The sequence below is a fragment of the Lentilitoribacter sp. Alg239-R112 genome (genome assembly GCF_900537175.1).
In the GTDB taxonomy this organism is placed as follows: domain Bacteria; phylum Pseudomonadota; class Alphaproteobacteria; order Rhizobiales; family Rhizobiaceae; genus Lentilitoribacter.
In genome coordinates, this window is the sequence record NZ_LS999833.1 from 703078 (window position 1) to 727065 (window position 23988).

Consider the following 23988-nt stretch of genomic DNA (forward strand, 5'->3'; position numbering starts at 1 on the left):
TCTTTAACATCATGTATTATATTCAATTTTTGCACGAAATTTTAATCGTGCAATCTGCAACTTATTACGCCCTTCTTCAGCAAAAGATGCACTTTCAAAACGAAGATTAATCAGCGCACCAACATCGAGAGTAAGGGGTTGATCATGAAGTGCCGAAACCACCTTTTGTGCGATATTTTGTAAATTTTCGCGCGCCGGTTTATCTTCATAAATTAAGACATCAAAAAGATGCTCCTCACCAAACTCACTGTCTGTTGACCAGTCGAATGTTTCCCAATTATCAATTGAAATATAAGGATAAATTGCATCCTTAATCTCATGGTCAAAAATATTATCTACACCGATAAGCGCCGTGATCGCATTTTCACTATTAAGAGCTTGAAAAATTGCTTTCTGCAGATATCCTGCCATCATTGCCATGGGTTAAAACCTCCCAGATCATTCATTGTATGAGATGATGTTTCTTGCTTACCTGTCGCCATTATTAGGAGTTTTTTTCGTTTTTTTACCTTGATTTTGTCTACAATCCTTAGAAGTAACTCTTGGGGGGAAAGTCTTTTAGTTCGAATTCTGACATTCATCGTTTTGTCTCCTCACAACGGCAGATGAGATAACGAGATGTTTCGTCCAGGTCATGCACAGAATGGATCATTAACGTCCTTCCGTTTCGCAACAAGCGCATATCGTTTTTAATGTCTTCACGATGTCGAATTGTAACTTTATGTGTGATATTTGCTTCGCGTGCGCGACCCCGCACTTCGCGTTTCGCACTAACAGGCTCCATATGTGCAAACAATGTCGCGACAGTTGTCCAGTTTTGGCTCACGCCGCCCTGTCCATCCATGACGTCAGTCGAACTCTGTAGGTCAAGCGGCGTTCGCAACATGCCAGGATCGATAAATGTCATCAACATTAGATACGCCTCCTCACCCACTGTGAGATCAACGCATCGTAACCATTTGGAACTGCTGCTGGCTGCATGTCAGGTGCAACAACACCACGAAATTCATATAAACACGCGGCATGAATTAGAATGGCTCGCTTAAGAGCGTCTGGCACCTCGCTCGCACTCGTGTAGCCAGCTGTAAATGTAATTTCGATCCCATTCATCATTTGCTCTGGTGAAAGCTGCGGACCGACAAACAATCTTGCAGGTGATGACTTTCCATCCAATAGCATGTTATTCTGAGCCACAATATTCGGTTGTCCATCGATACCAAACTGCTGAACTTCATCAATTGAACGTATAGGTGATTTCTGAATTTGAATGCACCGATCTTCGGGCCATTCATCTAAGCAGAGTCGCCATTCTTGATCCATCAATGCAAGGCCTGTCCGTTTTTCAAGATATTCTCTTGCTGTCGAAATCAAACTTGAAAGCAACGTATCTTCCAAAGCATGATCAATCCGCAGATGGTTTTTAAACTCGGGCAATGTGACAGGCTCGGCCATGGGGGGCTGAGACAAGATGAGTATCATATCATTTCCTTTTGATTGCTAATTGCGGCCGCCATTACGATCTCCGGCAAAATGAAAATTCACCGGAGACATGTTTTATTTTCCATAGGATGAAGGGAGAATTTAGCTTATGCCGAACTTCATGAGCTTGATAGCTTCAAAGTTCTGAATTCCACCACCAACCCGTTTTGTTGTATAGAACAGGACATAAGGTTTTGCGGAGTAAGGATCACGAAGAACACTAACACCAGCGCGATCTACGACAAGGTATCCGCGTTCGAAGTCCCCAAACGCAATCGACATCGAATTGGAAGCCATATCAGGCATATCCTCTGCCTCAATGATCGAAAAACCCTGCAACATGGCTTGTTGACCCGCTGCTGCTGGCGGTTGCCACATGTAATTACCATCTGCATCTTTAAACTTGCGGATAGCGCTTTGAGTTTTGCGGTTCATCACAAACTTTGCATTCTGACGATACCCCGCTTTGAGTGAGTAGATTGTATCAATCAACGCATCGGAGGGGTCCGATGCAAATGCACCATCGGCGCCTGTTGCCACATAACCTAGGTTTCCCCAACTCCAACTTGCATCATCAACCGTTGATGCAGATAGGAAACCTGTTGGCTTATTCACGCCATCTCCATTGACGAACGTTGCACCTTCTTGTTCGGCGAAGGCCGCCTCAATCTCACTCGTTATCCAACTATCAATATCAACTGCCGCATCCTCTAGAAGTGAGGACGTGGCTGCCGGCATGGCATATAATTCCATTGTGGGAAATTGTAGCTCGACCAGCTGGGCAGAATTGGTTTCAGGACGAACATCAGTCTCACCAACCCATCCGACGGACATGCCATTTTGTGCGAATGGTTTTTTCAAAACAGAAGTTGAAACCTGACGCACAGATGAGATCGAGCGAATAGGAGATAGTGCTGACAAACGACGGCCTATTTCCTGATCAATTTCATCAGGGACCAGATAACCACCATCAGAATCCGTTGATGCTGACATAGACTTCGCCTCAATCTGACGAAGTCCGTGTTCATTGCCTTTTCGGATATAATCATTAAATGCGGTTTTATGTTCACTATCAAATATTGGTGTTTCCATCCCACCTAATGCCGGACGCGCACCCTTAATCGCAAGCTGATCCATCTTACGCTTTTGATCATCCATAAAACGTGAAATGCGATCCATTTTTTCCGTTGTCACAACATCTTCACCAACCCGCGCTTCCATTTCTGAAAGACGAAGATCATTGGCCTCTTTGTAGCTTTCAAAGGCATGCATAAAGTCATCAAAGGCCAAGGCAACCTCGTTGCCGGTAGCCTTCTTCTCCGGTGCGATTTTTCGAAGAGATTTCACCTCGGGAGAGGTCATTGTTTTTTCCTTGATCATCAGGGGTCCTTTCATGTGATCTATCGGGATAGGAAACGTCTTAGGAGGACGAAAGACGTATTGCAGCATGTTTTATCTTTGCTGCGATTTTAGTATCGAAAGCATCACTTAATGGGGCTTCAGATTTGACTTGAGTTACTCGTGCATCTGGCAGCATAGGAAACGTCACCACAGAGATTTCCCACAAATCGGCTTCCAAAATATGGCGCGCATCAGTTTTTGGATCTTTGCAGGATTTACACGTTTTAAAACCGATCGATAGGCCATCAAGCGCTCCAGACAACATAAGTGCATGAATGTCTTTTGCGCGAACAACATCAAGAGACAATTGACCCTCCACATAGAGGCCTTTCCGATCTTCATAGATAGTCACCCAACGGCCTATCACTTGATCGGGATCATGCTGAAAAAGCATGCGTACGGGACGTGAAGAATGTCGTTCTAGGGTCTTTGAAAAAGCGCCAAATTCCACAATATCATTGGCTAAATCAACGATCCCAAAAAGGCTGGCATATCCACTAAAATATCCGTCATGTGAAATATTTTCCAACGAGAATTCGGCGCGTTTATTTTCAATCGGAAACTTAATTTTTCCGGCATTTTTTCTAACACTCATGCGAGATTTCCCAGTTTGATTTAGGCAATTTAAAATGTGATTCAATACATTTGATTTTTGATTCAAGAATCATGGTCAAACCGCTGGTACCCAACAGCTTTTCGCTTCTCTTCATCGCTCAAAAAGGTTGCGTTCTGCATCCGGGACCATAAAGATTCTCGTTCGGAAGCAAGGCCCGACATCTTATCCGCGTCTGGCTCAAAACGGATATCTTTATCATAATATTCACTCAGCCAGGAGCTCATACTAGCCGCGATACGTGTGACAAGTGGCAACACCGTTAAACGAGAAAATGCCCGGTTGGCTTCTTGATAATTTGCATATGTATTGTCACCTGGAATACCGAGCAGCATGGGTGGCACGCCAAGTGCTAAAGCGATATCTCTGCTAGCGCCATTCTTTGCGTCAACAAAGTCCATATCTTTGGGTGTTAAACCGATAGCTTTCCAATCGAGGCCACCTTCCAGAAGCAAAGGGCGGCCCGCACGTTTAACGCCAGAATATCCATTCTCCAGTTCCGTTTTTAATCGATCAAATTGTTCTTGTGAAAGATTGCCACCATCTTTTGGTTGATAGACCAGCGCACCTGAAGGCCTTGCAGAATTATCAAGCAACGCCTTGTTCCACGCACTGGCAGAATTGTGAAGATCAAGTGCTGTCATCGCCGCTTCAAGCGGGGCAAACCCCATATGATCATCAAGCGGGTGAAAGAGCTTGAGATGCAATATCTGATGACCATTTTCACCGTCAATTGGAAACTGTTGTTTACTGTTTCCGACCTGATATTCAAGTGCAGATGGCCATCCATTCCGATCAGAAATCACTCGAATTCTGTCAGGCCTCAATGTGTGTAATTCGATGGGATCACCATCTGTTTGGACGCATTTGACAAATGAATTTCCTGATAACAAAAGATGCCCATAAATGGTTTCCAAAAAATCAGCACCCGCAGAATATGAATTTGGCTTCTTTATCAAAGCAAGTGCGGGATGATCTGTTAAAACCCGATCTCCATCAATCAAAGTCCACGACACATTTGCAGCTGTTTCCGCAATCATTCTAATGGCTCTATGGGCGATAGGGTTTCGCATAAACCCCTCACGAGACATCGATAAATAATTACGTGATGACCAACTTGCATTCTGTGTTTCATGCAGACTTATAAGACCAGATGAAGAGAACGACTTCACTTCGTTTCTTTCGCTTATCTGTGGGCTCTTTGTCATTGAATTATTTTTTCGCGCACGATCTCGCCATGCGCCGATTGATGCCAACCAGCTCATCCAGTTTTCCTTTACTTTATGATTACGATGTTAAATAGATCGAATGATCGGTTTGCTGCTTTTATCTAGCAGTAGTGCCGTGACCGCCCAGACCAAAGCATCTAACCTATCAGGCGATCCACCACCGAGAAGTCCTTGGTGCGTGAAATTGCACATTTGGTCTTCAAGGCTGTCCAGACCATCTAAATGCCAAACTTTACCCTGTTCATATAAGGCTGCGACAGGCTCAGCACGAAGCCACTTTCCTCGTGAAGCTCGAACCATTTGAATGGGTAATTGTGCGTCGCTCGCGTGAAGTACTGACTTTACCATATCGCCGCCCTGATTTACTTCTGCTACGATAAGGTCTGCATCAAAATCTTGATAACACTTGGCTGTAATATTCGCCCATTGACTGGGTGTAGCTTGTTCGATTGATGCATCTTTTAAGACAATGGCATGTCCCCGGCTATTTAGCCCGACCACAACTATGCCACAACACGACCCTTGCGCTTTCGATGAAGCAGGCGGGTCGACTGCAATAACAATTCGCATTAATTGTGGCATTTCAGTCAGGCGCAATTCGTCAAGTCGATCCCTCGTCCAGAGCGTACCTTCTTGGTCTTCTAAAATCTCGCCGTTTAACTCTTGCCTACCAAGACGAGTATTTCCATAACGAGATCTCACATTTGCTAAGAAGTTTTTCGCTAAGTTTTCAGCATTGTCATCTGTTCGCATTTTGACTATCGCAGTATTTTTATCTGCCATAATGGCTTTTAATAATGCGATTGGTTTAGGTGTCGTTGTCACGAGTTGGCGTGGATTTTCACCCAGTCGCAATCCAAATTGCAGCATATCCCAAGTCTCTTGCGGATATTGCCATTTACATAACTCGTCACACCAAGCCGCATCAAATTGCGGACCTCGCAGGCTTTCAGGGTCTTCAGACGAGAAAATTTGCGCAATAGCACCGTTTGGCCAAACCAAACGTCGTCGCGTACTTTGATAAAGTGGACGATCATGTTTTGCAATATTCAAGATGCCGCTGTCACCATCCACCATAATCTCACGGGCATCACTCAGTGTTTCAGCAACAAGCGCTATTCGACCGCAGTTTAGTCCGTCTAAAACGTGACCTTGACATGTGGCAATATTGTGCACCCATTCTGAGCCTGCGCGCGTTTTTCCTGCTCCACGGCCACCTAATAACAGCCAGATAAACCAGTCGCCTTGAGGCGGTAGTTGTTCCGTACGCGCGTTAAGTTGCCAGTCATTGACTAGCAATTGAAGTTCACGTCTATCAAGCTTAGAGAGAAACTCGTCGACCTTTTTATTGAAGAGGCTTCTATTTTTGTTTCTGCTCCCTTTTCGCTGCTGCGAGGATGAGGGTTTTGACTTTTTCTCTAAGCTTGTCATGTGCCTCACGATTTATTTCATCTTCAATCGCCACTTGTTCCTGGCGCAAGGATTTTGTCATCTGTTCAATTTTGTCCAATGTGCGGATGATGAGCGAAATAGAATTAACCGCTGCATCATGTTTTTTATCATCAAACTCTATCTTGGATAATTGATCGTGAAGCTGCGCTCTTGCCTGCGATAATGCAGCAAGTGTTTCTTCTTCATCTGATGTTTGCAAAACGGAGAATACCTACTGCCAACAATATGCTGGAAGCTACTGCATATTGTGTTGTTTCAATTTTGGGATGATGACAGTTTTATATCAAACGACCTGTCATTAGTCAAGGATTATTTTCCTATTTAGTTTGTTGATTTTTGTCTTCATACGTTTCGCCCGGCCACGAAACAATGTAATCTTCATATTCTTCTGGCTCCATTCCATCTTCAGATACTGTTCGTGAACGCGCTGAAATTCCAGCCTGATGGACGGTTTCGGGATCACCTGAAATCAAGGGATGCCACCAGTAAAGATCATGATTTTCTGAAATTAAACGATAAGCACAAGTTGCAGGCAACCAAGATAATTCTCGTACCTCATTTGGTGTCAACTGCACACAATCTGACACTTTTTTTTGCCGGTTTGCATAGTCATTACAGCGGCAAGATTGATCGTTGAGCAACGTGCAAGCAACGTTGGTCCAGACAATCTCACTGGTATCCCAATCTTCTAATTTGTTTAAACAACAGCGTGCGCAACCGTCACAGAGCGATTCCCACTCTACCTCATTCATATTATCAAGTGATTTCGTCTTCCAAAAGGGCAAGTCATCCGTCATTTTGCATACTCATATATCAGTCCAATTCAACATCTTTGGACAAGGCTTGCGCGATAAATATGCCACTTAAGTAAAAGATCAAGCGAAATGATCGTGTATTTTGCTTGTTCTTCGCGTAAAAATGCGGCAAAAACATTCAGGATGAGAAGTCGAAAAGAAGCTTATGTCAGAACTAAATAAAAAGCCCAAATTTCTCACGCGAATAAAACTGTTTTTCTTGCGGTTCGATTCATGGATTGATTCATCCATTTGGGGGTCGTTCAGAAAGTTAAGCGACACATGGGAAAACCTTACAATTTTTTCTCATAAATTTCGTGTTACCGGTTTTAAGAAGGTATTAATTGAAGTCGTTGAGGAAGCCGCTAACCTAGGCACGGTTGGACTTGTTCTTCTACTTGCGCTTGCTCTCCCATCGTTTGAAGCCACGAATGGAAATTGGCGCGCTCAAGATGAGTATTCGGTTACTTTTCTTGATCGCTACGGTAATGAGATTGGACATCGTGGGAACATTCGGGAAGAATCGCTACCTATAGATCAACTTCCTGAACATCTTGTTCAAACTGTCCTTGCAACGGAAGACCGTCGCTTTTACCAGCATTTCGGCCTTGATTTCATCGGTCTTGCCCGCGCAATGGCTGAAAATGCCCGTGCCAATTCAGTTGTTCAAGGCGGTTCAACACTAACGCAACAATTAGCAAAAAACATATTTCTGACGAACGAAAGAACACTTACTCGCAAAATAAAAGAAGCATTTCTTTCCCTTTGGCTCGAAGCCAACCTTTCCAAAAATGAAATCCTGCAACTTTATCTTGATCGAGCTTATATGGGCGGTGGCGCATTTGGTGTCGGAGCGGCCGCACAATTTTACTTCGGCAAAGATGTGCAGGATGTCACTCTTGCGGAAGCTGCGATGTTATCGGGCCTTTTCAAGGCTCCTGCAAAATATGCGCCCCATGTGAATTTACCCGCAGCTCGCGCGCGCGCGAATGAAGTTCTGACCAACCTTGTACAGGGCGGAATGATGACTGAAGGGCAAGTCGTCGGCGCGCGGCGCAATCCGGCAAACGTAATTGATCGTGGCGATGTTGAAAGCCCCGATTTTTTTCTAGATTGGGCCTATGATGAGGTTAGACGCATAGCTGCTGGCTATGGCCAGAAAGCACTGGTTGTAAGAACAACCATTGATCTTGCATTACAAGGTGCATCTGAGATTGCAGTCGAAACAGGCCTACGTGAATTAGGTCAACGCTATCGAGTAGGCCAAGGTGGGGCGGTTGTCATAGAGCACGGCGGCGCAGTACGTGCCATGGTTGGTGGTCGGGATTATGGCAGAAGCCAATTTAATCGGGCAACAAGTGCACTTCGTCAACCGGGTTCATCGTTCAAACCTTATGTTTATGCACTCGCGATGGAAAATGGTTTTACACCACAATCAATTATAAGTGACGGCCCCATTACGTGGCGCGGCTGGTCGCCTCGAAATTACGGACGATCCTACTCTGGCCGCGTTGACCTTACACGAGCATTGGTCAAGTCCATTAACACCGTGCCAGTTCGTCTTGCTCGCGACCATTTGAGTATCCCAAAAATTGCAGAAAAAGCAGTTGCTATGGGCATTCAATCAACTGTACATGCCAACAAGACTATGCCGCTTGGAACATCTGAAGTTACAGTGCTAGACCAAGCAACGGGATATGCTGTATTTCCTGCGGGCGGCCTTGAGTCCAATCGACATGGAGTTGCGCAAATAATGAATTATGAAGGGAAAGTCCTTTATGATCATAACAAAGATGCGACGAAGCCAAATCGGGTGTTAACTGAAGAAGCAGCGAACGCAATGAATCAAATCCTGAGCCAAGTTCCAGAATGGGGCACTGGACGTCGCGCGAAGCTGGAAGGCATTAAAACTGCAGGAAAAACAGGAACCACTCAGGCTTACCGCGATGGTTGGTTTGTTGGATATACTGGCAACTTTACATCTGCAGTGTGGTTCGGCAATGATGACTTCACCTCCACTGCCCGCATGACAGGTGGCTCACTACCTGCAATGACCTTCAAACGGATAATGGAATTTGCACACCAAGGCATCGAGTTGCGGGCAATTCCGGGAATTGAAGATGCATTACCAGAAACATTTGGTCCCTTGATTGCCGTTAAGGATGATGGAAGTGATAATATTTCACTTCCTTCGCGTGCACGGATTCTAAACCGCCAGGCAGCAGAAGCCCTACGTGAATTAATGAAAGAGTTTGAGGTAACAAAGACAACAGAACAGCAATCTGAAAAAACTCCTGATGAATTTGCTGTCCTTAATCAGAGTACGGCCCCTGTGAAAATTTCTCAATAATGCACGGAAGGCTTTAGCTTGTTACGTATCCCATTGCTCATCTTGATTGCGCTGGCCATCACCTTTCTAGGCGCCGTGCAAGTTTCACTTTGGGCGCTCGATGCTACACGCGGATTTGGAGGCTTGAGCGTAAATGGTTGGACGGCTTATCCTGATATTCAGACAATTGATGCTGACCCCTATGCGAAAGCCCATAGAGCAAATGATGGTCACTTATTGCTTGGGCGTGCGGAAGGACTTGTCTTTCGTGCAGATACAGATCAAAATGAACAAGCTTTAAATGCAAGATGCCGATATCTGGTTGAGGGGCGCGTACCGCCTTCTCTCTTCTGGACATTACGTGCAACTTATCCTGATAAAACGTCTCCTGAACTGCCGGTGGGTTGGCCAAGTGTGGTTAATGCTCACAAAGTACTTAAAGATCGAAACGGGAATATTTCTATAACGCTTTCATCTTCTGCAGAGACAGGTAACTGGCTTGCTTTGGCTCAGAACGGTACATTCGAACTTCAACTTACACTGATAGATACTCCCACATCTAACGACAGTGGCATTCGAGAATTTGAAATGCCGAGCATAGTTCAGCTGGAATGTGCATCATGACCAAAACAATAATTGCGATTATGACCGGGTTAATAGGTGCTGCGGTTCTACACATCCTAATCATTCTGGTTTTGCCGCTTTATACAGGCAGCGATGCATGGAGCAAGATTATAAATTTAGGTCCGGAAAATGAGTTCCATGTTCTCGCCAACCAAAAAAACTCTACTGGATTGTATAACGAAGATATCCATATTCAATCGGCGGCTTGCTACTTTGACCTTGAAGCTGGTCCTGTACAAATCGTAGCTGATAAATCAACCGACATGTGGACATTTGGTGCATTTGATGCCGATGCGAATGAAGTCTTTAGCATGAGTGCGCGCTCATCTATCCGCGGAGACGTCAATTTTTTGATAGTTACGAGAGCTCAGATTTTAGCTCTAAAAAGCGAAGAACCTGACCTTGTTTCCAGATCAATTGCCATCGAAGTGTCTGATACCCAAGGTTATGTAGTACTTAGGGCGATAGCGCCGGATTTTAGCCAAGTATCAGAAGCACGTAGTTTTTTATCAAGCGCATCTTGCGCTATTCTTTGAGATAGCTGAAGCCAAACTCAAGCATTCATGTTTTCATGCACCAGTACGCTTTATCTTTGGTGCACGCTCATTGCGCTTTGATCGTTTATTCTTTTTGTTCGGCGGACGTTCATATCTCACGCCGGTGAAGAATAGAATTTTTGCAGGTTCTTTTGGTTGAAACCCTTGAGGCCTATCTACAGGTTCATAATCTAACAAACGTATTATTTTTGCCATTTAACCGTCTCCAGTTTGTGGACAGATGTACGCCTTAATTTTCATCCGTAGTAATATCCCTATTAAGCAGGCCCATAGTTAATGAAACGCTAACACTTTGACTATAATCTGACGATTAATGTAAGTGGTTTTGGGCTTTTCTATGAGTAACAAGCCTGTGTTTTTGAGTGAGATATCAGTGTTATGACGATTTCTGATATCGGGGGTAAGTATGAGTAAAATGTCTTATTGCTTTAGGGATTTAGAAAACGTGAGCGAAGATCAACGAAAATCAGCAATCCTTTTGGCGCTTGTCGCACGGATTGATGAACTACGAGAACCCAACCCGGCGGAAGCAAAAAAAGTCAGTGAACTTTTTGTCCCGTTATTCGACACAGCACCACTAGATACCAAGCGCCAAGTCGCATCTGCACTTTCACGCTGTACTTTTGTACCAACTAGAATTGCCGAATGCATCTGCATGCAGGCCTTAGAAATTTCTGCCCCATTTCTGTCACACTCACCAGCCGTAACAAATCCTATCCTTTGTTATGTTATTGCCAAGAAGAGTGAATATCACGCGCGCATCATCGCAAAACGTAGCAATTTGCATCGCAGTGTCGTTCGCTCATTAGAAGCACTGGATGACCATGGTGTAAATCTCGCACTTCAGCTACGCGGGTATAAATCTGATAATGCGATGCATATTGAAAACGCGGAAACGCGTATCTCAATGAGAGAACCAGCACAGAATGCCTCTATTCAGGTGGGAGAGCTTGAATTGTTCACTGGCGATGCTGATCTGTTCCCTGAAAAAGTTCTCGCTGTTATGGCGCGTAAGCTTGAAGCAAAAGCTGTTGCCATGAGAGAGCAACTAACCAGCTCGGCTACCTTAAATCAAAAAGCCATTCCGGTCTTGCAGCCAAAAGTTCAGGCAACAACCAAATCTCGTTTTGAGATAAAAATACGCACTAATGAGGATACCATATCTCAAGAGGCTAACCTCACAGTCGAGCAAACAGAAAATACTGATATTGAAAATCAAATATCAGACTCTGAGGCTATTTCAGATAAACAATTTGCAGCAGAAGAACACCTTCGACAAACGCTGCGCGATCTTGCTACTGGTGACATTACACCCGAAGATGCTGAAATACTGCAAACAGCTCACGATAATGGTCAATTTGCCGATATAGACGCGGATGAAATTCTCATTCCGATTAACCAGAATGAAATTCAACATCGTAGACATGTGAAACTGCTATCTAAGCACGTGTATAACAATCATGTTGGTTACTTCACCACTGCTTTAGCTGACGCTATTGGGTCAAGTTACTCACTTGCCGAACGTATAATGAGCGACATGACCGGACGCCAATTGTCCATGACTTTTAATGCCATCTTTATGCCAAAGGATATGTGTATTGAAGCGCTTAATAAGTTCTTCCCACATGTAAGTATGATGGAAGGTACCGAAGAAGGTGCTGAAACATTACTCCAGAACTGGCACCATGCACCATCACAAGAAAAACTTATTACATGGCTGCGTGCTGATAAGCTTACAAGCAAAACGGTGGTCGCAGAATTGTCTATGACGGATGCAGATATAGACTATAGCTCAATCGATATTAGCGACTTACCCTATGCAAAACCAGTCGCAGATAATGCCGATATTATATCGAAATGGAACGATGAGGATTTGGAAGATGACTGGTTGGAAGCAATAAACAACTAGTTCTTAAGTTTGCTTGTATTATTTTATCTATAATATTTTGAGATATCTCTCCGGATCATCAGTTTCGATCTCGGCAATCCAAATATCACTATCAAAAGACTTCTCGCGAGCCAATTTTTGATCAACCTCGGACTCAGTTGCATTTTCAAGTCTGATTTCAAAACAACGATCAGCCGTCTCGCCCTCTGTCAGTGATTGCGGTGCTGGTGAGAGTAGCATCTGACTGCGATCGCGCTTTAAAACACGAATGAAGATAGCACCAGCGTCCTCAGCACCTTTCTTTTCAATAGCACCTGCAAGACCGTCACTAAACAAGCGGCGCGTGAGGGCTGAAATATAGATTGCTGATTTTACTCGCAATTTGGGTACCATACTTTCAAGTTAGAGCCAAAGCAGTCAGCTAAAGAGCCCCTGTACTCTTCAAAGTATCCAGAATAACCTGACTTGGTGAACCAGTTACAGGAAGACGGTAGTGTTTTTCAAATAACCGAATGGCATTTCTTGTTTCTTCCCCAATTAAACCGTCAACTTCGATATCAGGATAAGCTGCTTTTTTGAGCCCAATTTGGATTTTGCGCACCATTTCATTAGACAACGGCTGACTATTGGAAATTTCGTTGGCCTTCGGTTTGGCAGGGCTACCTGCTTCTTTCCGCGCACTAACTTTTTTGATCTGTTGCAACATTTTCTTTGAAACGGTTACATCAATTGGATAGCCATGCCTGATCTGAAATTTCTTTATAGCAGCGCGGGTATTTGGTCCCGTTAGCCCATCAACGGAATCGAGGTAGATATTTTGCTCTGAAAGCTCTCTTTGAATCGCTAGAACAAGTGTGTCGCCTTTGAATTCATCATTATCCTGAGGCTCGACGACCCTTTGTTCGAGTGCAGATCGTTCCTTGGTGAGGACAGGAACCGGCAGCTTTACGCTAGATGTCTGGATGTCATCACTATGGGAAACGCGGTAGGTTGTACCGTTCTCACCCTTTACTCCCATTAATTCTCTTTCGACTGTTCGCCTAGACGGAATAGGACGCGTTGAGCCTGAAATTAGATGTTGTGGCCCACGCATATTCAATATAGGAGCCGGATGCTCTGTTTTTTGATAATGAAGCGCATTGGAGGCAATAAAGCTGAAAATAATGATAAATGCCGTTCCTCCGCCGACAATGGAGGGGTGTTTAACGACTAGTTGTCCGACACTCGATAGTAATTCACTAAAGAAGCTATCTCGCTCACGCTTGACATGAATAGGTCCAGCTCTATGCGACATTTGCTTCATCTCCTTTGTAAACTGCACCAGATGAACTCACTGCTTCACCCTGCATTCGATTTTTGATCTCGGGGATCGGCGCGCGTTCCAGTTCCGTCTGCGGAATGCAGACTGTCACTTTTGTACCTTCTCCAAGTATACTCGCTACCAGCATCTTGCCATTGTGAAGCTCCACTAGACCTTTGACCAGCGAAAGGCCAAGGCCCGTGCCCTCAAATTCACGTGCTAATGAACTATCAACTTGCATAAATGGTTGCCCAATTTGAGATATTTTATCTTCCGGTATGCCAATACCTGTGTCCGATACGCGCAAAACAAAGTTGCTCCCATCCATCTCTGCATCCACAGATACGATACCACCTTCTTCTGTAAATTTAATTGCATTGCCTACTAAATTGATGATGATTTGTGTCAAGGCGCCATTATCAGCATATATATCTGGTAAACCTTTTGCGATACGACATGTTAGATCAACTTTCTTATTCTTTGCTTGTATGTCGAGCATACTTTTTGTGCGCTCAAGCAATGGCTGGAGATCAAATTCATCACAATGAAGTTTGTAGTGACCATTTTGAATTTTGCTCATATCCAACATGGTATTCACAACATTAAGCAAATGCTCACCGGATTGTCGAATGAGGCTCACATATTCACGCTGACGCTCATCCGGCAACGGTGCTATTACCTCATGCAATAAGACATCTGAGAAACCCATAATGGAATTAAGCGGCGTTCGCAATTCATGGCTCACACCTGCAAGAAATCTTGTCTTATTGACTTCATTTTCATGAGAGATGTTTTCAAGCGATTCAATTTTATCCATCGCCGAGATGTATGAAGTCATATCTTGCGATTGGGCGTAAAAGTCTTGCAGATCACCATTCACGTCAAACCTGCCCATAAAACTTACTTGTATATATCTAAATTGCTCATCACCGGAGGGCTTAGCCTCAAAGCGTAGCAATGTCTTTGTTGATGCACTACCTTGGCGTAACTTATCAATTGCGGAAAGATAAGAAATACGGTCAGAGACGTGAATCTGATTCAAAAAGCCCTGCCCCAACATATTATTAGGGCGATCGCAAATCAGATCCGGTTCCGAACCATGTACCGATTGCACATCTCCATTTAAACTATGGAAAGTAACTAAACCAACTATATTATCGAGAACACCTCTATTGGTATTCTTTACTTCACCAGAAAGGGCTTTGGTGGTCGGCTCATTGATCAATATATCTTGCAACTCATCAAAACTGGGTTCCACACTTAGCAACCCGCTGCGAACGAGGGCGTAAGATACGAGTACCAGCAGAACAGATGAGAGAGTGGAAAGTTCATGCGCAGATATATCTGCCACCAAGACTAGGTCGCCATACTGCAATCCAATAACAGCGACGATACTTGCACCTGCCACAGCTAACCCAGTGGAGATTGCTGCACGGCTCTTTCCAATATGTTTTGCCTCTAATGGGAGAATAACAAACAATGAAAGGTATAAAGATGAAACACCGCCAGTGCTCAACACCAACATCATAATCAATGCACTTACGCTAACGAACACCATCGCGCTAGCCACTTTGATTTGACCTGTTTGGCAGATAATGCCTGTCGCCAACATAAAGACCCCAGCAATGGTTAATGCCAAAGCAAAAGACGTTGGAAGAGAGAAGTGAGGAAGGAGGAGAACTAAGCATAAAACCGATGCTGCAACAGTCCAACCAATGAAGCTGCTCACTACGTGCAGGAGCGCACAAGGCGCCTGTCCGTCTTTAGAACGGCCCGTTAGCCAGTCGCGTGACAGTTGGTTGGTACGTGCCTTAAAGGCTTCAATGATTTTAGACATTACGCAATACAATAACTCAAATCCTAATTCGAGCGTTTCTAATATAACCTAAAATCCCATCTTGACCTTAACGAATGGATAAAGCAGTCCACATTACAGGAGTTTTTTTGCGCCTAATTCGAACAATTTGCCACAAAATGACCGAGAACTAATTTCATAGTTAATTGATGGTTATGAAAGCACGTTCGCCGCTTATTCTCAGGCTGTTTAGGAAGGTGAATGAAACAATTGTTTCGCCGTATACACCTGTTATGAGCCACCAAATATGCAGATAGATAAAATTTTAGAAAAACTTGAATAAAAAGCAGCGATACAAATCAAATGGCTGTTCGGAGTTTTACATTAAAACGTATCCCATAGCGACGATCAATTCCGCAATAAGGGACGAATTATAATGTGGACGCTTATAAAGGGTGCGTTTTGGTTTTCATTGGTTTTAATAGCTTTACCGCTATTTAACCCGGAAAGCGCGGAGCGATTAGAATCTGGACCAACTTTTGAATCTGCTGGCAGCGCTTCCGCAGTAATGGCACTTTACCAAGATGTCATCTCAATTTGTGAGCGAGAGCCAGAAGTTTGCACCGTTGGCACGCACACAATTGGCGTACTTGGAGCACGCGCCAAAGAAGGCGCACGTATTGCGTACAATTTTCTGGACAATCAATTTGGCGATCAGGATAAACTTACGCCCAACAGTGATTTAAGTACGGCATCAATTCCTGCACCGAACTAGTACTTACTACACTCATTACTCGAGTGACATCGCCCTCCGTGTCGTCATGCATGGGGGGTGATTTTTGTTGTGATGTCTCCTATATGAGACATGTAATAGAATTGGAAAGTAATTATGACTAACATTCAAAGCATCATCGACGATTTCGAATTCATAGATGATTGGGAAGATCGATATAAATATGTGATTGATTTGGGAAAACAACTACCTGCTTTGAATGATGGCGAAAAGACTGATGAATATAAAGTTCAAGGTTGCGTTAGCCAAGTTTGGCTAATTGCTGATGTAGATCATTCAAATCCGGATCTTCCAATTTTGAACTTTCGAGGTGATTCTGACGCCCATATTGTGCGTGGTTTAGTCGCCATTATGCTGATCGCTTTTTCAGGTCTTTCGGCAAAAGAAATCGGTGCACGGGATGAAAACCAGTTATTCGAGAAGCTAGGCTTGGTAGAACACCTTACGCCACAACGGGCGAATGGGCTTAGATCTATGGTCGCTCGCATAAAGCAGCATGCAGCTAACGCCTAAGTTATACATAACGGGCTACAGTAAGCATTGCTATACGTTCCACTGCCGACACAAACCGGTCATAGCTTGGGTTATCTCGCCGATCTTCAATTGTTTGGCAAGTATAAGCTATCGTAGAGCGGTTTAAATTAAACATCTTTGCTAATTGACGCATTGGAATACCGAAACTTACGTTTAATACGTAAATTACCACTTGGCGAACATGAGTTTTTCTTTTTGTCGCGGTAGCGCGGGAGTTGCTATATTTTAAATCTAATAGCTCATGAACTACAGACTGCAGGATTTGTGGCAGATCTACTAGTTGGCGCTCAGACAAGGTAACAAGTTTACCCTCATCAGCTAAGGAACGTATACTACCCCATTCACATAGCTTTTCAGAAGAAAATATACTCATGGGCACAATTAATTCACCGCTTCAAATATAGGAATAAAATCTTATAATCGAATCGTGAAAAAAGCACAATTTAGAAATGCTCAGCGTTTTTGGCCAAGCCCCATCTCTTTAGCAAGGCGCGAACGCGCTTTCGCATAAGCGGGTGCTACCATCGGATAGTCAAATGGCAGACCCCACTTCTCACGATACTCTTCAGGCGTCAAATTATAATGCGTCATCAGATGTCGTTTAAGAGATTTAAATTGTTTGCCATCTTCAAGGCAAATCAAATAGTCGTCTTGTATAGACTCACCCGCATCAACCGCTGGCCTGCGACTTTGCGGTGAAGTAGTTCCATCTTCTTGCGTAACTATATCATATATAGTGCCGTAAACTTCTTTTATAAGTCCTGGCAACTCAGAAGAATCAATTTCGTTTTTCGCTACAAACGATGATACAATTTCTGACGTAACCTTTACCATAAAACTGGAACGCTGAAAATTTGCGTTTTCTGGCATCTGTTTAACTCAATTTTTGTTTCCCCATGCGACCCGTTGGTAGAAAAACCTTCGCTCGATTAGTCCACTAAAAAGGCCAACATACTACAGGTAGATAAAAAAACACGAGTAATCAAGCTCACACCAATTCTCAAACAGGATTTTATCTTAAAGCAAAATATTTTTCCCACGAACTTCCAGAAAAAAGGGCATAAAAATTTTATATATATAAATTTTGAGCAATTTTTAAAAAAAAAATCTCAGCTTTGCAGCAAAAGTAGATTTAAAAACTTTTCAAGTTTTACACTTGTTTTTTCATCTCATCAATCACAGATTGATCAGATAAACGGTACCCCACAGCATAAGCAGCCTTAGCTAACAGGTGCGCGGAAATTGGTGCAGTTAACAAAAAGAATATCACACCTGCAATAGCTCGCGTTGTTGTTGCTAAATCATCGGAATAGATAGCAAGTGCGATGAGCATTAAACCTGAACCCAATGTACCAGCTTTAGAGGCTGCATGCATTCGGGAGTAAACGTCTGGTAAACGCAACAAACCAATAGCAGCAGCGAGAGAGAAAAAAGCCCCGATAACAATAAGGGCAGCGACAATATATGTAACAGCATCATCTATCATGATTGTTTTTCCACCTCTATCGCCTTTGTCGTGCCTTCATCGGCGATTTCATGGCTATCGCCCATACCTTCTTCGTCTGCCTGTCCGCGAACCATAATGAACCGAGCAAAGGCAATCGTAGCCAGAAATCCTACCAGACCCAACGCGATAGCAATGTCTACATAGAGCGTATATCCAGTCTTAATGCCTATAACTGCTATATAACCGATAGCAACTGCAACAAGCATATCAAGACCCAAAACACGGTCTGGCAAGGTCGGACCCTTGATGATCCGATACACAGTTAAAAGAAATGAGCCACTAAGCAAAACAAGTGCAATTGTAATACTAAGATCTAGTACAGCCTGTGCAGTCATCAGTGAAAAGCCTCTTTGATCTTACGCTCAAACCCATCGGCAATATCCCGACGCGCGCCCTCTGGGTCAGAAGCATCAATAGCATGAACGTATATGAATTTCTTATCTTCGGACGTATCAACAGATAAAGTTCCAGGTGTAAGGGTGATCATACTCGCAAGAAGCGTAATTTCCATGTCATCCTCAAGTGAGAGAGGAAACTTGAAAATCCCAGGCTTCACATCAAGCCTGGGTGATAGAACAAGGACCATAACTTTCCAGGCAGACATAACCAATTCATAGAGGAACAATGTGAAAAGCTTAATAATCCGCCAAGAGCGTGAAAAGTAACCTTGCGAGCCTACTTCACCGCGGATAATCCAGAGGGCAAAGATCGACAATACAAATCCGAACAACATATTTAACGCCGAAAATGAACCGGTGATAGCCGCCCAGGCAAATGTAAGAAGAATATTGAAGATAAACAACATTATTGCGCTACCTCACTTCCGAAAACGGATTCGTAATATGACGTTGGGTCGATCAACTGGTTGGCAGCAGCATAAACCATTTCAAAAATCGGCTGCGGATAGACCCCAATTGCTACGACTATAGCGGTAAGCATAACCAATGGTGCGTAATCAATAAAGCCTAGCTGAATCTGCTCTTCATCTATGGTCTCTTCAACTTCTGGCTGCCAATAAGATAGCGCCCAAATCCGACCCACTGCAATCATAGAGATAAAACCCGTCACCAAAATAGACGTCGGTGCCCACCAAGATGCCCCCTCAATTGTTGCCTTTACCAACATTAACTTTGGCCAGAACCCGGAGAATGGTGGCAAACCCGCAACAGCGAAAAATAACATTAGCGTAAGTGCTGCGATGAACGTGTTCTTCTGATAAATGCCACGCATATTATCAAGCCCCTCAACTCCGCCTGTTGCGCGTGACGCAAGCCCGACTGCCAAATACAAAGCAGTCATAACGAGTATAGAGTGCATCGCATAAAATATTGCACCACCGAGAGCAGCTTCTGTACCGATAGCAACACCCATCATCATGACACCGATACCTGATACGACCAAAAAACCAAGTGCTCGACGAATATTGACCTGTGCAAGTGCACCAATGGCACCAAGCAACATGGTCGCACAGGCTACATAAGAAATTGGGAAACTTAGTAAATCACGTTCGAATGGCAAAAGCATGATAAGAACACGGATCATCGCATAGATACCCACTTTCGTTAGCAAGCCAGCGAAAAGCGCGGATACAACCACACGAGGTGTGTGATAAGATGCGGGCAGCCAGAAATTAACCGGAAATGCAGCAGCCTTCATTGCAAACGCCACAAAATATAGAACAGCAAGCGTCCCCAAAGGTGCAGAGCGATAATCACCGATTGAACGCGCGGCGATTTCTGCCATATTGAGCGTTCCGAAAATACCATAAAGATAACCAGTTGCGATCAAAAACAAAGTTGTCGCAACAAGATTAAGAAACGCATATTTCGTTGCACCGTCAAGTTGGCCTTTTTCGGACCCTAATATCAGAAGACCGAACGATGAGATTAACAACACTTCAAACCAAACATAAAGATTGAAGATGTCACCCGTTAAAAATGCACCACTTACACCAGCCATCAACATAAATAAGAAGGGGTAAAAGCCATAACGGCGACCTGTATCATTAACATCGCCCACACCATAAAGTGTGCAGGCAAAGGCAACGACTGCAGATGTAAATGCCAGCAAAGCACCTAAAATATCAACGGTGAATGCAATCCCGAATGGGGGCAACCACCTGCCCATAACCATTGTCATGGTACCATTTTCAAGCACCTGCATCAAAAGCGCACCGGTAATCAAAACAAGCACACCCATTGAAGGTACGGCCATTAAATGCTGCCAGTCCGTACGCTTACGGAACATCAGAAGCGCGGCACCAATGATGATGCACCATGCCACCGGCATTACGATGAGCCAGTCGGCAAGCGCAACAGGCTCTAGATTAAGAGCTTGCTTTAAAATCTCAGGATCTTTTACAACATCACCAGCCATCTATTCTACCCTAATACCCATCTTAGTATCCTAGAGGCGGGAGTTGATCATCCGCCGGCTCTGCAACACGCATTTCATCAGTGTCATCTGAACCAAGTTCTTGATAGGCCCTGTAACCAAGCACCAATAGAAATGCAAAAAATGAAAATGAAATCACAATAGCCGTTAGGATCAATGCCTGTGGAAGCGGGTTTGCGCTTTGCACTTGCAATATATCAAAACCACCTGAGATAATTGGCGGCACTTCACGTACGAGACGACCATTCGTGAAAATTAATAAATTGACGGCATTACCTAATATGGCAACACCGATCAATATTCGAATAATACTTTTTGATAGCATCAAATATATTGATACTGAAAAAAGTACACCAACAACAATAGCCATCCAAGCTTCCATCAGTCGCGCTCCCTTTCTTCCAGAGAAAGCGCAATAGATGTGATCGTACCGACCACGACTAAATACACGCCAACGTCAAAAAATAAAATTGTTGAGATATCTATTTTCGCACCCAGAAAATAAAAACCGCCCCAAATGCCCGTCATAAATGGAACGTGCGAGAACACCGACATCATGCCAGCCAGAGATGACATCAAAAGCCCAAAACTAGCAATTGCCAGTGGGTGGAAATGTAGCGCGCGGCGTACAGGTACAACACCGTTGGAAATACCATAAATCGCAAAAGCAGAGGCTGCAATCAGCCCGCCAATAAAACCACCACCCGGTTCGTTATGACCTCGGAGTAATACGAAAATGGAAAATAACACCATTAAAGCTGTAAGATAAGGCGCTACTGTACGAAAAATCAGCGTTCTCATGCTTTTACCTCCGGGCCATGTTCTTCATCCGGATTATTATCTGCAACTTTTACATCATCGCCCTTTGGCCTGATACGGACAAGAGCAAGAATAGCAAGGCCCGCCACCAGTACCACTGCGATTTCACCCCAGGTATCTGTGCCACGGTAATCAACAATAATAACGTTTACTATATTAGTGCCATGCGCAATGATTTTTGAATAAGCGGAGAAGAAATCGGACATGAAAAAATCAAACTTGTCTTGCGTGACCCGCAGTAGATAAAGAGCAAAGCCAACACCACATGAAAGGGCGACGACCATATCTGTAATCTGCTCCCAGATAGGGCGTGGGTCAGAAGGCGACAAGCGAAGGCGGGTCATAACCAAGGCAAGAATAACAACAGACAATGTCTCAACCATGAACTGCGTAAAGGATAAATCCGGTGCACCAAACAACATATAAATAACCGCTACGGCAAAACCTTGAATACCAAGGGCAACAATGGCAGTCAGGCGGTCTTTTGCATAGATGACGGCGAGCAGGCCTATCACAACAATAGCCATGACAATAGCTTCATAGAAAGTTATTTCGCCGTTTAGATCAGGCATATTTGGCAGTTCATCGAAATAGTACATCGAGAACAATAATGACGCGCCAATGACTGCAAATGTCGAGGTCATATAGACTTCTAACTTACCACGCTGGATGAATTGTGTGATGTGAAATGACATCCGAACCATGATGGCGATAAATTGATCAAAGCCCTTATCGGGGCCCCATCCACCGCAGAACCAATTGTAGAACCCGTCTATACCTGCCCGCAAGCGATCAACATTTCGATAAGCAATAATTCCGAACACAACAGTGGTCAAAGACAAGGTAAGTGCAGGTCCAAAATGTGGAACGATGGAAATATTAACTTCAACAAGCTCACCCCAAATGGCTGAACTCATCGGTATTGAAATATAGTAGTGACTGTATGTTGAAAGGACACCCGCCAATATCGCAGCCGCGCCAAGAATTAACGGTCCAAGCCAAAGTAATGGCGGACCTTCATGCGCATGTTTTGGCGTCTTAACTTGCGGCCCTAGGAATGGTTTAAGTGCAACAGCAAAGCCAATTACGAACATCAACCCATTGCCAACAACTGCAACGATGGTGAAGACAAGCGACCATGGATCTGTTCCCCAAAGAGCGTAATAAATTTCTTCTTTTGCCAAAAAACCAAAAAGTGGCGGAAGGCCCGCCATAGAAACGGCAGCAACAAGCGCCGCACCAAACGTAATCGGCATAGCTTTTCGCAAACCGCCAAGCTTGGTAACGTCACGCGTACCGGTTTCATGATCAACAATTCCCGCCACCATGAACAATGCACCCTTAAAGAGCGAATGAGCGACAAGATACAAAACTGCTGCAGCTATAGCTTTCTCTGTGCCGAACCCAATCAACATGACCAAAAGTCCGAGCGAGGAAACAGTTGTATAGGCGAGCATTAATTTGAGATCTGTCTGGCGGATGGCCAACAACGTCCCAATGATCAAAGTGATGCCGCCGAAAATTGGCAATATGGTGATCCATGCTTCTGTTCCACCAAGCACAGGGTTAAGACGCATTAATAGATAAACACCGGCCTTGACCATAGTGGCTGAGTGCAAATAAGCAGATACCGGCGTCGGGGCTTCCATCGCGTTTGGCAACCAAAAGTGAAACGGAAATTGTGCTGACTTTGTAAACGCTCCGCCTAACACGAGTAGCAACGCCGCCAAATAATACGGACTTTGAACAACAGCGCCACCATCCATTTCAAGCAGGAACGAGAAATGATTGATGCCAGTGATATTCCACAAGACAATCAAGCCAGCCATAAGCGCTAAACCGCCACCGCCAGTAACAACCAACGCCTGAATTGCAGACCTGCGTGATGCTTCGCTTTTGTGATTAAAGCCAATCAACAAGAACGATGTGATTGACGTTAATTCCCAATAGATGAAGAACGTAAAGAAGCTATCGGCTAATACAACGCCAAGCATTGCCCCCATGAACAAGAACAAGAATGAGAAAAAACGTCCATGTTGTGGATGCCCTCCCAAATATCCTCCAGCATATAGAATGATCAGGGTACCGATGCCGGAAATCAGCAATGCAAAGGTGGCGGAAAGGCCATCTAAAAACCACGAAAAGCTAACACCAAATTCTGGGACCCACAAATAGCCTCCAGTAATGTTCTCGCCTTCCGAAATCTGGGGAACAAAACCCAAGACATGTAAAAAAATAGCAAGCGGAACTAGTGCTAAGACCCAAGCTGCCTTGGCACCCATCATCTTTGTTAAAGACGGAGCGACGAGAGCGGCCAAAAAAGGCAACAGCATCATAAACATCATCATGCCGCTGGCATTACCAAACATCTAAACTCCCAATCTGACCATGATGGCCCCTCTAATATCACCTACAATTAACTACGTAATGCCAATTAAACAAGATCATTAGTCACGGTAATTGTTGACAAAATGCCTCAA

General features: G+C 44.1%; 28 protein-coding genes. 6 read left to right on the plus strand and 22 right to left on the minus strand.

Annotated elements, in window-relative coordinates; genetic code table 11:
* Positions 1–9: 9 nt before the first annotated feature.
* The 9 genes from G3W54_RS03905 to G3W54_RS03945 all read right to left on the minus strand — a co-directional run bounded on the left by G3W54_RS03905 (position 10) and on the right by G3W54_RS03945 (position 6971).
* A complete protein-coding gene (locus G3W54_RS03905; RefSeq protein WP_162651825.1) occupies positions 10–420 on the minus strand; it encodes a DUF3168 domain-containing protein in 411 nt (136 codons plus the stop codon).
* 157 nt (positions 421–577) lie between these two features.
* Positions 578–913, minus strand: coding sequence for a phage head closure protein (locus G3W54_RS03910; RefSeq protein ID WP_244627823.1), 336 nt, complete (start codon positions 911–913; stop codon positions 578–580).
* Positions 913–1479 carry a head-tail connector protein gene (locus tag G3W54_RS03915; RefSeq protein ID WP_162651826.1) on the minus strand — a complete coding sequence of 189 codons (567 nt, stop codon included), beginning with the start codon at positions 1477–1479 and terminating at the stop codon, positions 913–915. The genes G3W54_RS03910 and G3W54_RS03915 overlap by 1 nt, the downstream gene beginning before the upstream one ends.
* A gap of 102 nt (positions 1480–1581) precedes the next feature.
* Positions 1582–2841 carry a phage major capsid protein gene (locus G3W54_RS03920; protein ID WP_244627824.1) on the minus strand — a complete coding sequence of 420 codons (1260 nt, stop codon included), beginning with the start codon at positions 2839–2841 and terminating at the stop codon, positions 1582–1584.
* Positions 2842–2899: 58 nt separating this feature from the next.
* On the minus strand, positions 2900–3475 hold the full coding sequence (locus G3W54_RS03925; RefSeq protein ID WP_162651828.1) for an HK97 family phage prohead protease: 576 nt from the start codon (positions 3473–3475) through the stop codon (positions 2900–2902).
* A gap of 62 nt (positions 3476–3537) precedes the next feature.
* Complete coding sequence (locus G3W54_RS03930; protein ID WP_244627825.1) at positions 3538–4758, minus strand: phage portal protein; 1221 nt, start codon at positions 4756–4758, stop codon at positions 3538–3540.
* A gap of 30 nt (positions 4759–4788) precedes the next feature.
* Positions 4789–6021, minus strand: coding sequence for a terminase family protein (locus tag G3W54_RS03935; RefSeq protein ID WP_244627826.1), 1233 nt, complete (start codon positions 6019–6021; stop codon positions 4789–4791).
* Positions 6022–6082: 61 nt separating this feature from the next.
* Positions 6083–6373, minus strand: a complete 291-nt coding sequence (locus G3W54_RS03940) for a hypothetical protein (RefSeq protein ID WP_162651830.1) — start codon at positions 6371–6373, stop codon at positions 6083–6085.
* Positions 6374–6491: 118 nt separating this feature from the next.
* Positions 6492–6971 (minus strand): YcgN family cysteine cluster protein, encoded by a 480-nt coding sequence (locus G3W54_RS03945; RefSeq protein ID WP_162651831.1) that lies wholly within the window; start codon positions 6969–6971, stop codon positions 6492–6494.
* Between the two features lie 163 nt (positions 6972–7134).
* Here G3W54_RS03945 and G3W54_RS03950 point away from each other — a divergent pair, with 163 nt between their 5' ends.
* From G3W54_RS03950 to G3W54_RS03960, 3 genes are read left to right on the plus strand one after another with little or no spacing between them, the layout of a single operon-like run.
* Entirely contained in the window at positions 7135–9318 is a 2184-nt protein-coding gene (locus tag G3W54_RS03950; protein ID WP_162651832.1) for a PBP1A family penicillin-binding protein, read from the plus strand.
* An 18-nt stretch (positions 9319–9336) separates the two neighbouring features.
* Positions 9337–9921 carry a DUF1214 domain-containing protein gene (locus tag G3W54_RS03955; protein WP_162651833.1) on the plus strand — a complete coding sequence of 195 codons (585 nt, stop codon included), beginning with the start codon at positions 9337–9339 and terminating at the stop codon, positions 9919–9921.
* A complete protein-coding gene (locus tag G3W54_RS03960; protein WP_162651834.1) occupies positions 9918–10457 on the plus strand; it encodes a DUF1254 domain-containing protein in 540 nt (179 codons plus the stop codon). The genes G3W54_RS03955 and G3W54_RS03960 overlap by 4 nt, the downstream gene beginning before the upstream one ends.
* A gap of 33 nt (positions 10458–10490) precedes the next feature.
* Here G3W54_RS03960 and G3W54_RS03965 read toward each other — a convergent pair whose 3' ends face one another.
* Positions 10491–10673: a hypothetical protein gene (locus G3W54_RS03965; RefSeq protein ID WP_162651114.1), complete on the minus strand. Its 183-nt coding sequence runs from the start codon at positions 10671–10673 to the stop codon at positions 10491–10493.
* A 211-nt stretch (positions 10674–10884) separates the two neighbouring features.
* On the opposite strand from G3W54_RS03965, the gene G3W54_RS03970 reads away from it, so the two are divergent.
* Positions 10885–12387 carry a hypothetical protein gene (locus G3W54_RS03970; protein WP_162651835.1) on the plus strand — a complete coding sequence of 501 codons (1503 nt, stop codon included), beginning with the start codon at positions 10885–10887 and terminating at the stop codon, positions 12385–12387.
* Positions 12388–12414: 27 nt separating this feature from the next.
* On the opposite strand, the gene G3W54_RS03975 is transcribed toward G3W54_RS03970, so the two are convergent.
* The 3 genes from G3W54_RS03975 to G3W54_RS03985 are packed head-to-tail and all read right to left on the minus strand — an operon-like array spanning position 12415 to position 15503.
* Positions 12415–12747, minus strand: coding sequence for a DUF1491 family protein (locus G3W54_RS03975; RefSeq protein WP_162651836.1), 333 nt, complete (start codon positions 12745–12747; stop codon positions 12415–12417).
* Positions 12748–12787: 40 nt separating this feature from the next.
* Positions 12788–13660, minus strand: coding sequence for a peptidoglycan-binding protein (locus G3W54_RS03980; protein ID WP_162651837.1), 873 nt, complete (start codon positions 13658–13660; stop codon positions 12788–12790).
* A complete protein-coding gene (locus G3W54_RS03985; protein ID WP_162651838.1) occupies positions 13650–15503 on the minus strand; it encodes an ATP-binding protein in 1854 nt (617 codons plus the stop codon). Before G3W54_RS03985 ends, G3W54_RS03980 begins: the two co-directional genes overlap by 11 nt.
* A gap of 394 nt (positions 15504–15897) precedes the next feature.
* On the opposite strand from G3W54_RS03985, the gene G3W54_RS03990 reads away from it, so the two are divergent.
* Together G3W54_RS03990 and G3W54_RS03995 are read left to right on the plus strand one after the other, a co-directional pair.
* Positions 15898–16236, plus strand: coding sequence for a DUF5330 domain-containing protein (locus G3W54_RS03990; RefSeq protein ID WP_162651839.1), 339 nt, complete (start codon positions 15898–15900; stop codon positions 16234–16236).
* Between the two features lie 114 nt (positions 16237–16350).
* Complete coding sequence (locus tag G3W54_RS03995) at positions 16351–16767, plus strand: SufE family protein (RefSeq protein WP_162651840.1); 417 nt, start codon at positions 16351–16353, stop codon at positions 16765–16767.
* A 1-nt stretch (position 16768) separates the two neighbouring features.
* Here the strand turns inward: G3W54_RS03995 and G3W54_RS04000 are convergent, their stop codons facing one another.
* From G3W54_RS04000 to G3W54_RS04040, 9 genes are all read right to left on the minus strand, one after another.
* Entirely contained in the window at positions 16769–17161 is a 393-nt protein-coding gene (locus G3W54_RS04000; RefSeq protein ID WP_162651841.1) for a hypothetical protein, read from the minus strand.
* Between the two features lie 80 nt (positions 17162–17241).
* A complete protein-coding gene (locus G3W54_RS04005; protein WP_162651842.1) occupies positions 17242–17658 on the minus strand; it encodes a MucR family transcriptional regulator in 417 nt (138 codons plus the stop codon).
* Positions 17659–17938: 280 nt separating this feature from the next.
* A complete protein-coding gene (mnhG, locus tag G3W54_RS04010; protein WP_162651843.1) occupies positions 17939–18274 on the minus strand; it encodes a monovalent cation/H(+) antiporter subunit G in 336 nt (111 codons plus the stop codon).
* Positions 18271–18630, minus strand: a complete 360-nt coding sequence (locus G3W54_RS04015) for a cation:proton antiporter (protein WP_162651844.1) — start codon at positions 18628–18630, stop codon at positions 18271–18273. The genes mnhG and G3W54_RS04015 overlap by 4 nt, the downstream gene beginning before the upstream one ends.
* A complete protein-coding gene (locus tag G3W54_RS04020; protein WP_162653545.1) occupies positions 18630–19103 on the minus strand; it encodes a Na+/H+ antiporter subunit E in 474 nt (157 codons plus the stop codon). Before G3W54_RS04020 ends, G3W54_RS04015 begins: the two co-directional genes overlap by 1 nt.
* Entirely contained in the window at positions 19100–20671 is a 1572-nt protein-coding gene (locus tag G3W54_RS04025) for a Na+/H+ antiporter subunit D (protein ID WP_162651845.1), read from the minus strand. The genes G3W54_RS04020 and G3W54_RS04025 overlap by 4 nt, the downstream gene beginning before the upstream one ends.
* 22 nt (positions 20672–20693) lie before the next feature.
* On the minus strand, positions 20694–21071 hold the full coding sequence (locus G3W54_RS04030; RefSeq protein ID WP_162651846.1) for a Na+/H+ antiporter subunit C: 378 nt from the start codon (positions 21069–21071) through the stop codon (positions 20694–20696).
* Entirely contained in the window at positions 21071–21490 is a 420-nt protein-coding gene (locus tag G3W54_RS04035; protein WP_162651847.1) for a Na(+)/H(+) antiporter subunit B, read from the minus strand. The genes G3W54_RS04030 and G3W54_RS04035 overlap by 1 nt, the downstream gene beginning before the upstream one ends.
* Positions 21487–23877: a putative monovalent cation/H+ antiporter subunit A gene (locus tag G3W54_RS04040; RefSeq protein ID WP_244627827.1), complete on the minus strand. Its 2391-nt coding sequence runs from the start codon at positions 23875–23877 to the stop codon at positions 21487–21489. The genes G3W54_RS04035 and G3W54_RS04040 overlap by 4 nt, the downstream gene beginning before the upstream one ends.
* Between the last annotated feature and the right edge of the window lie 111 nt (positions 23878–23988).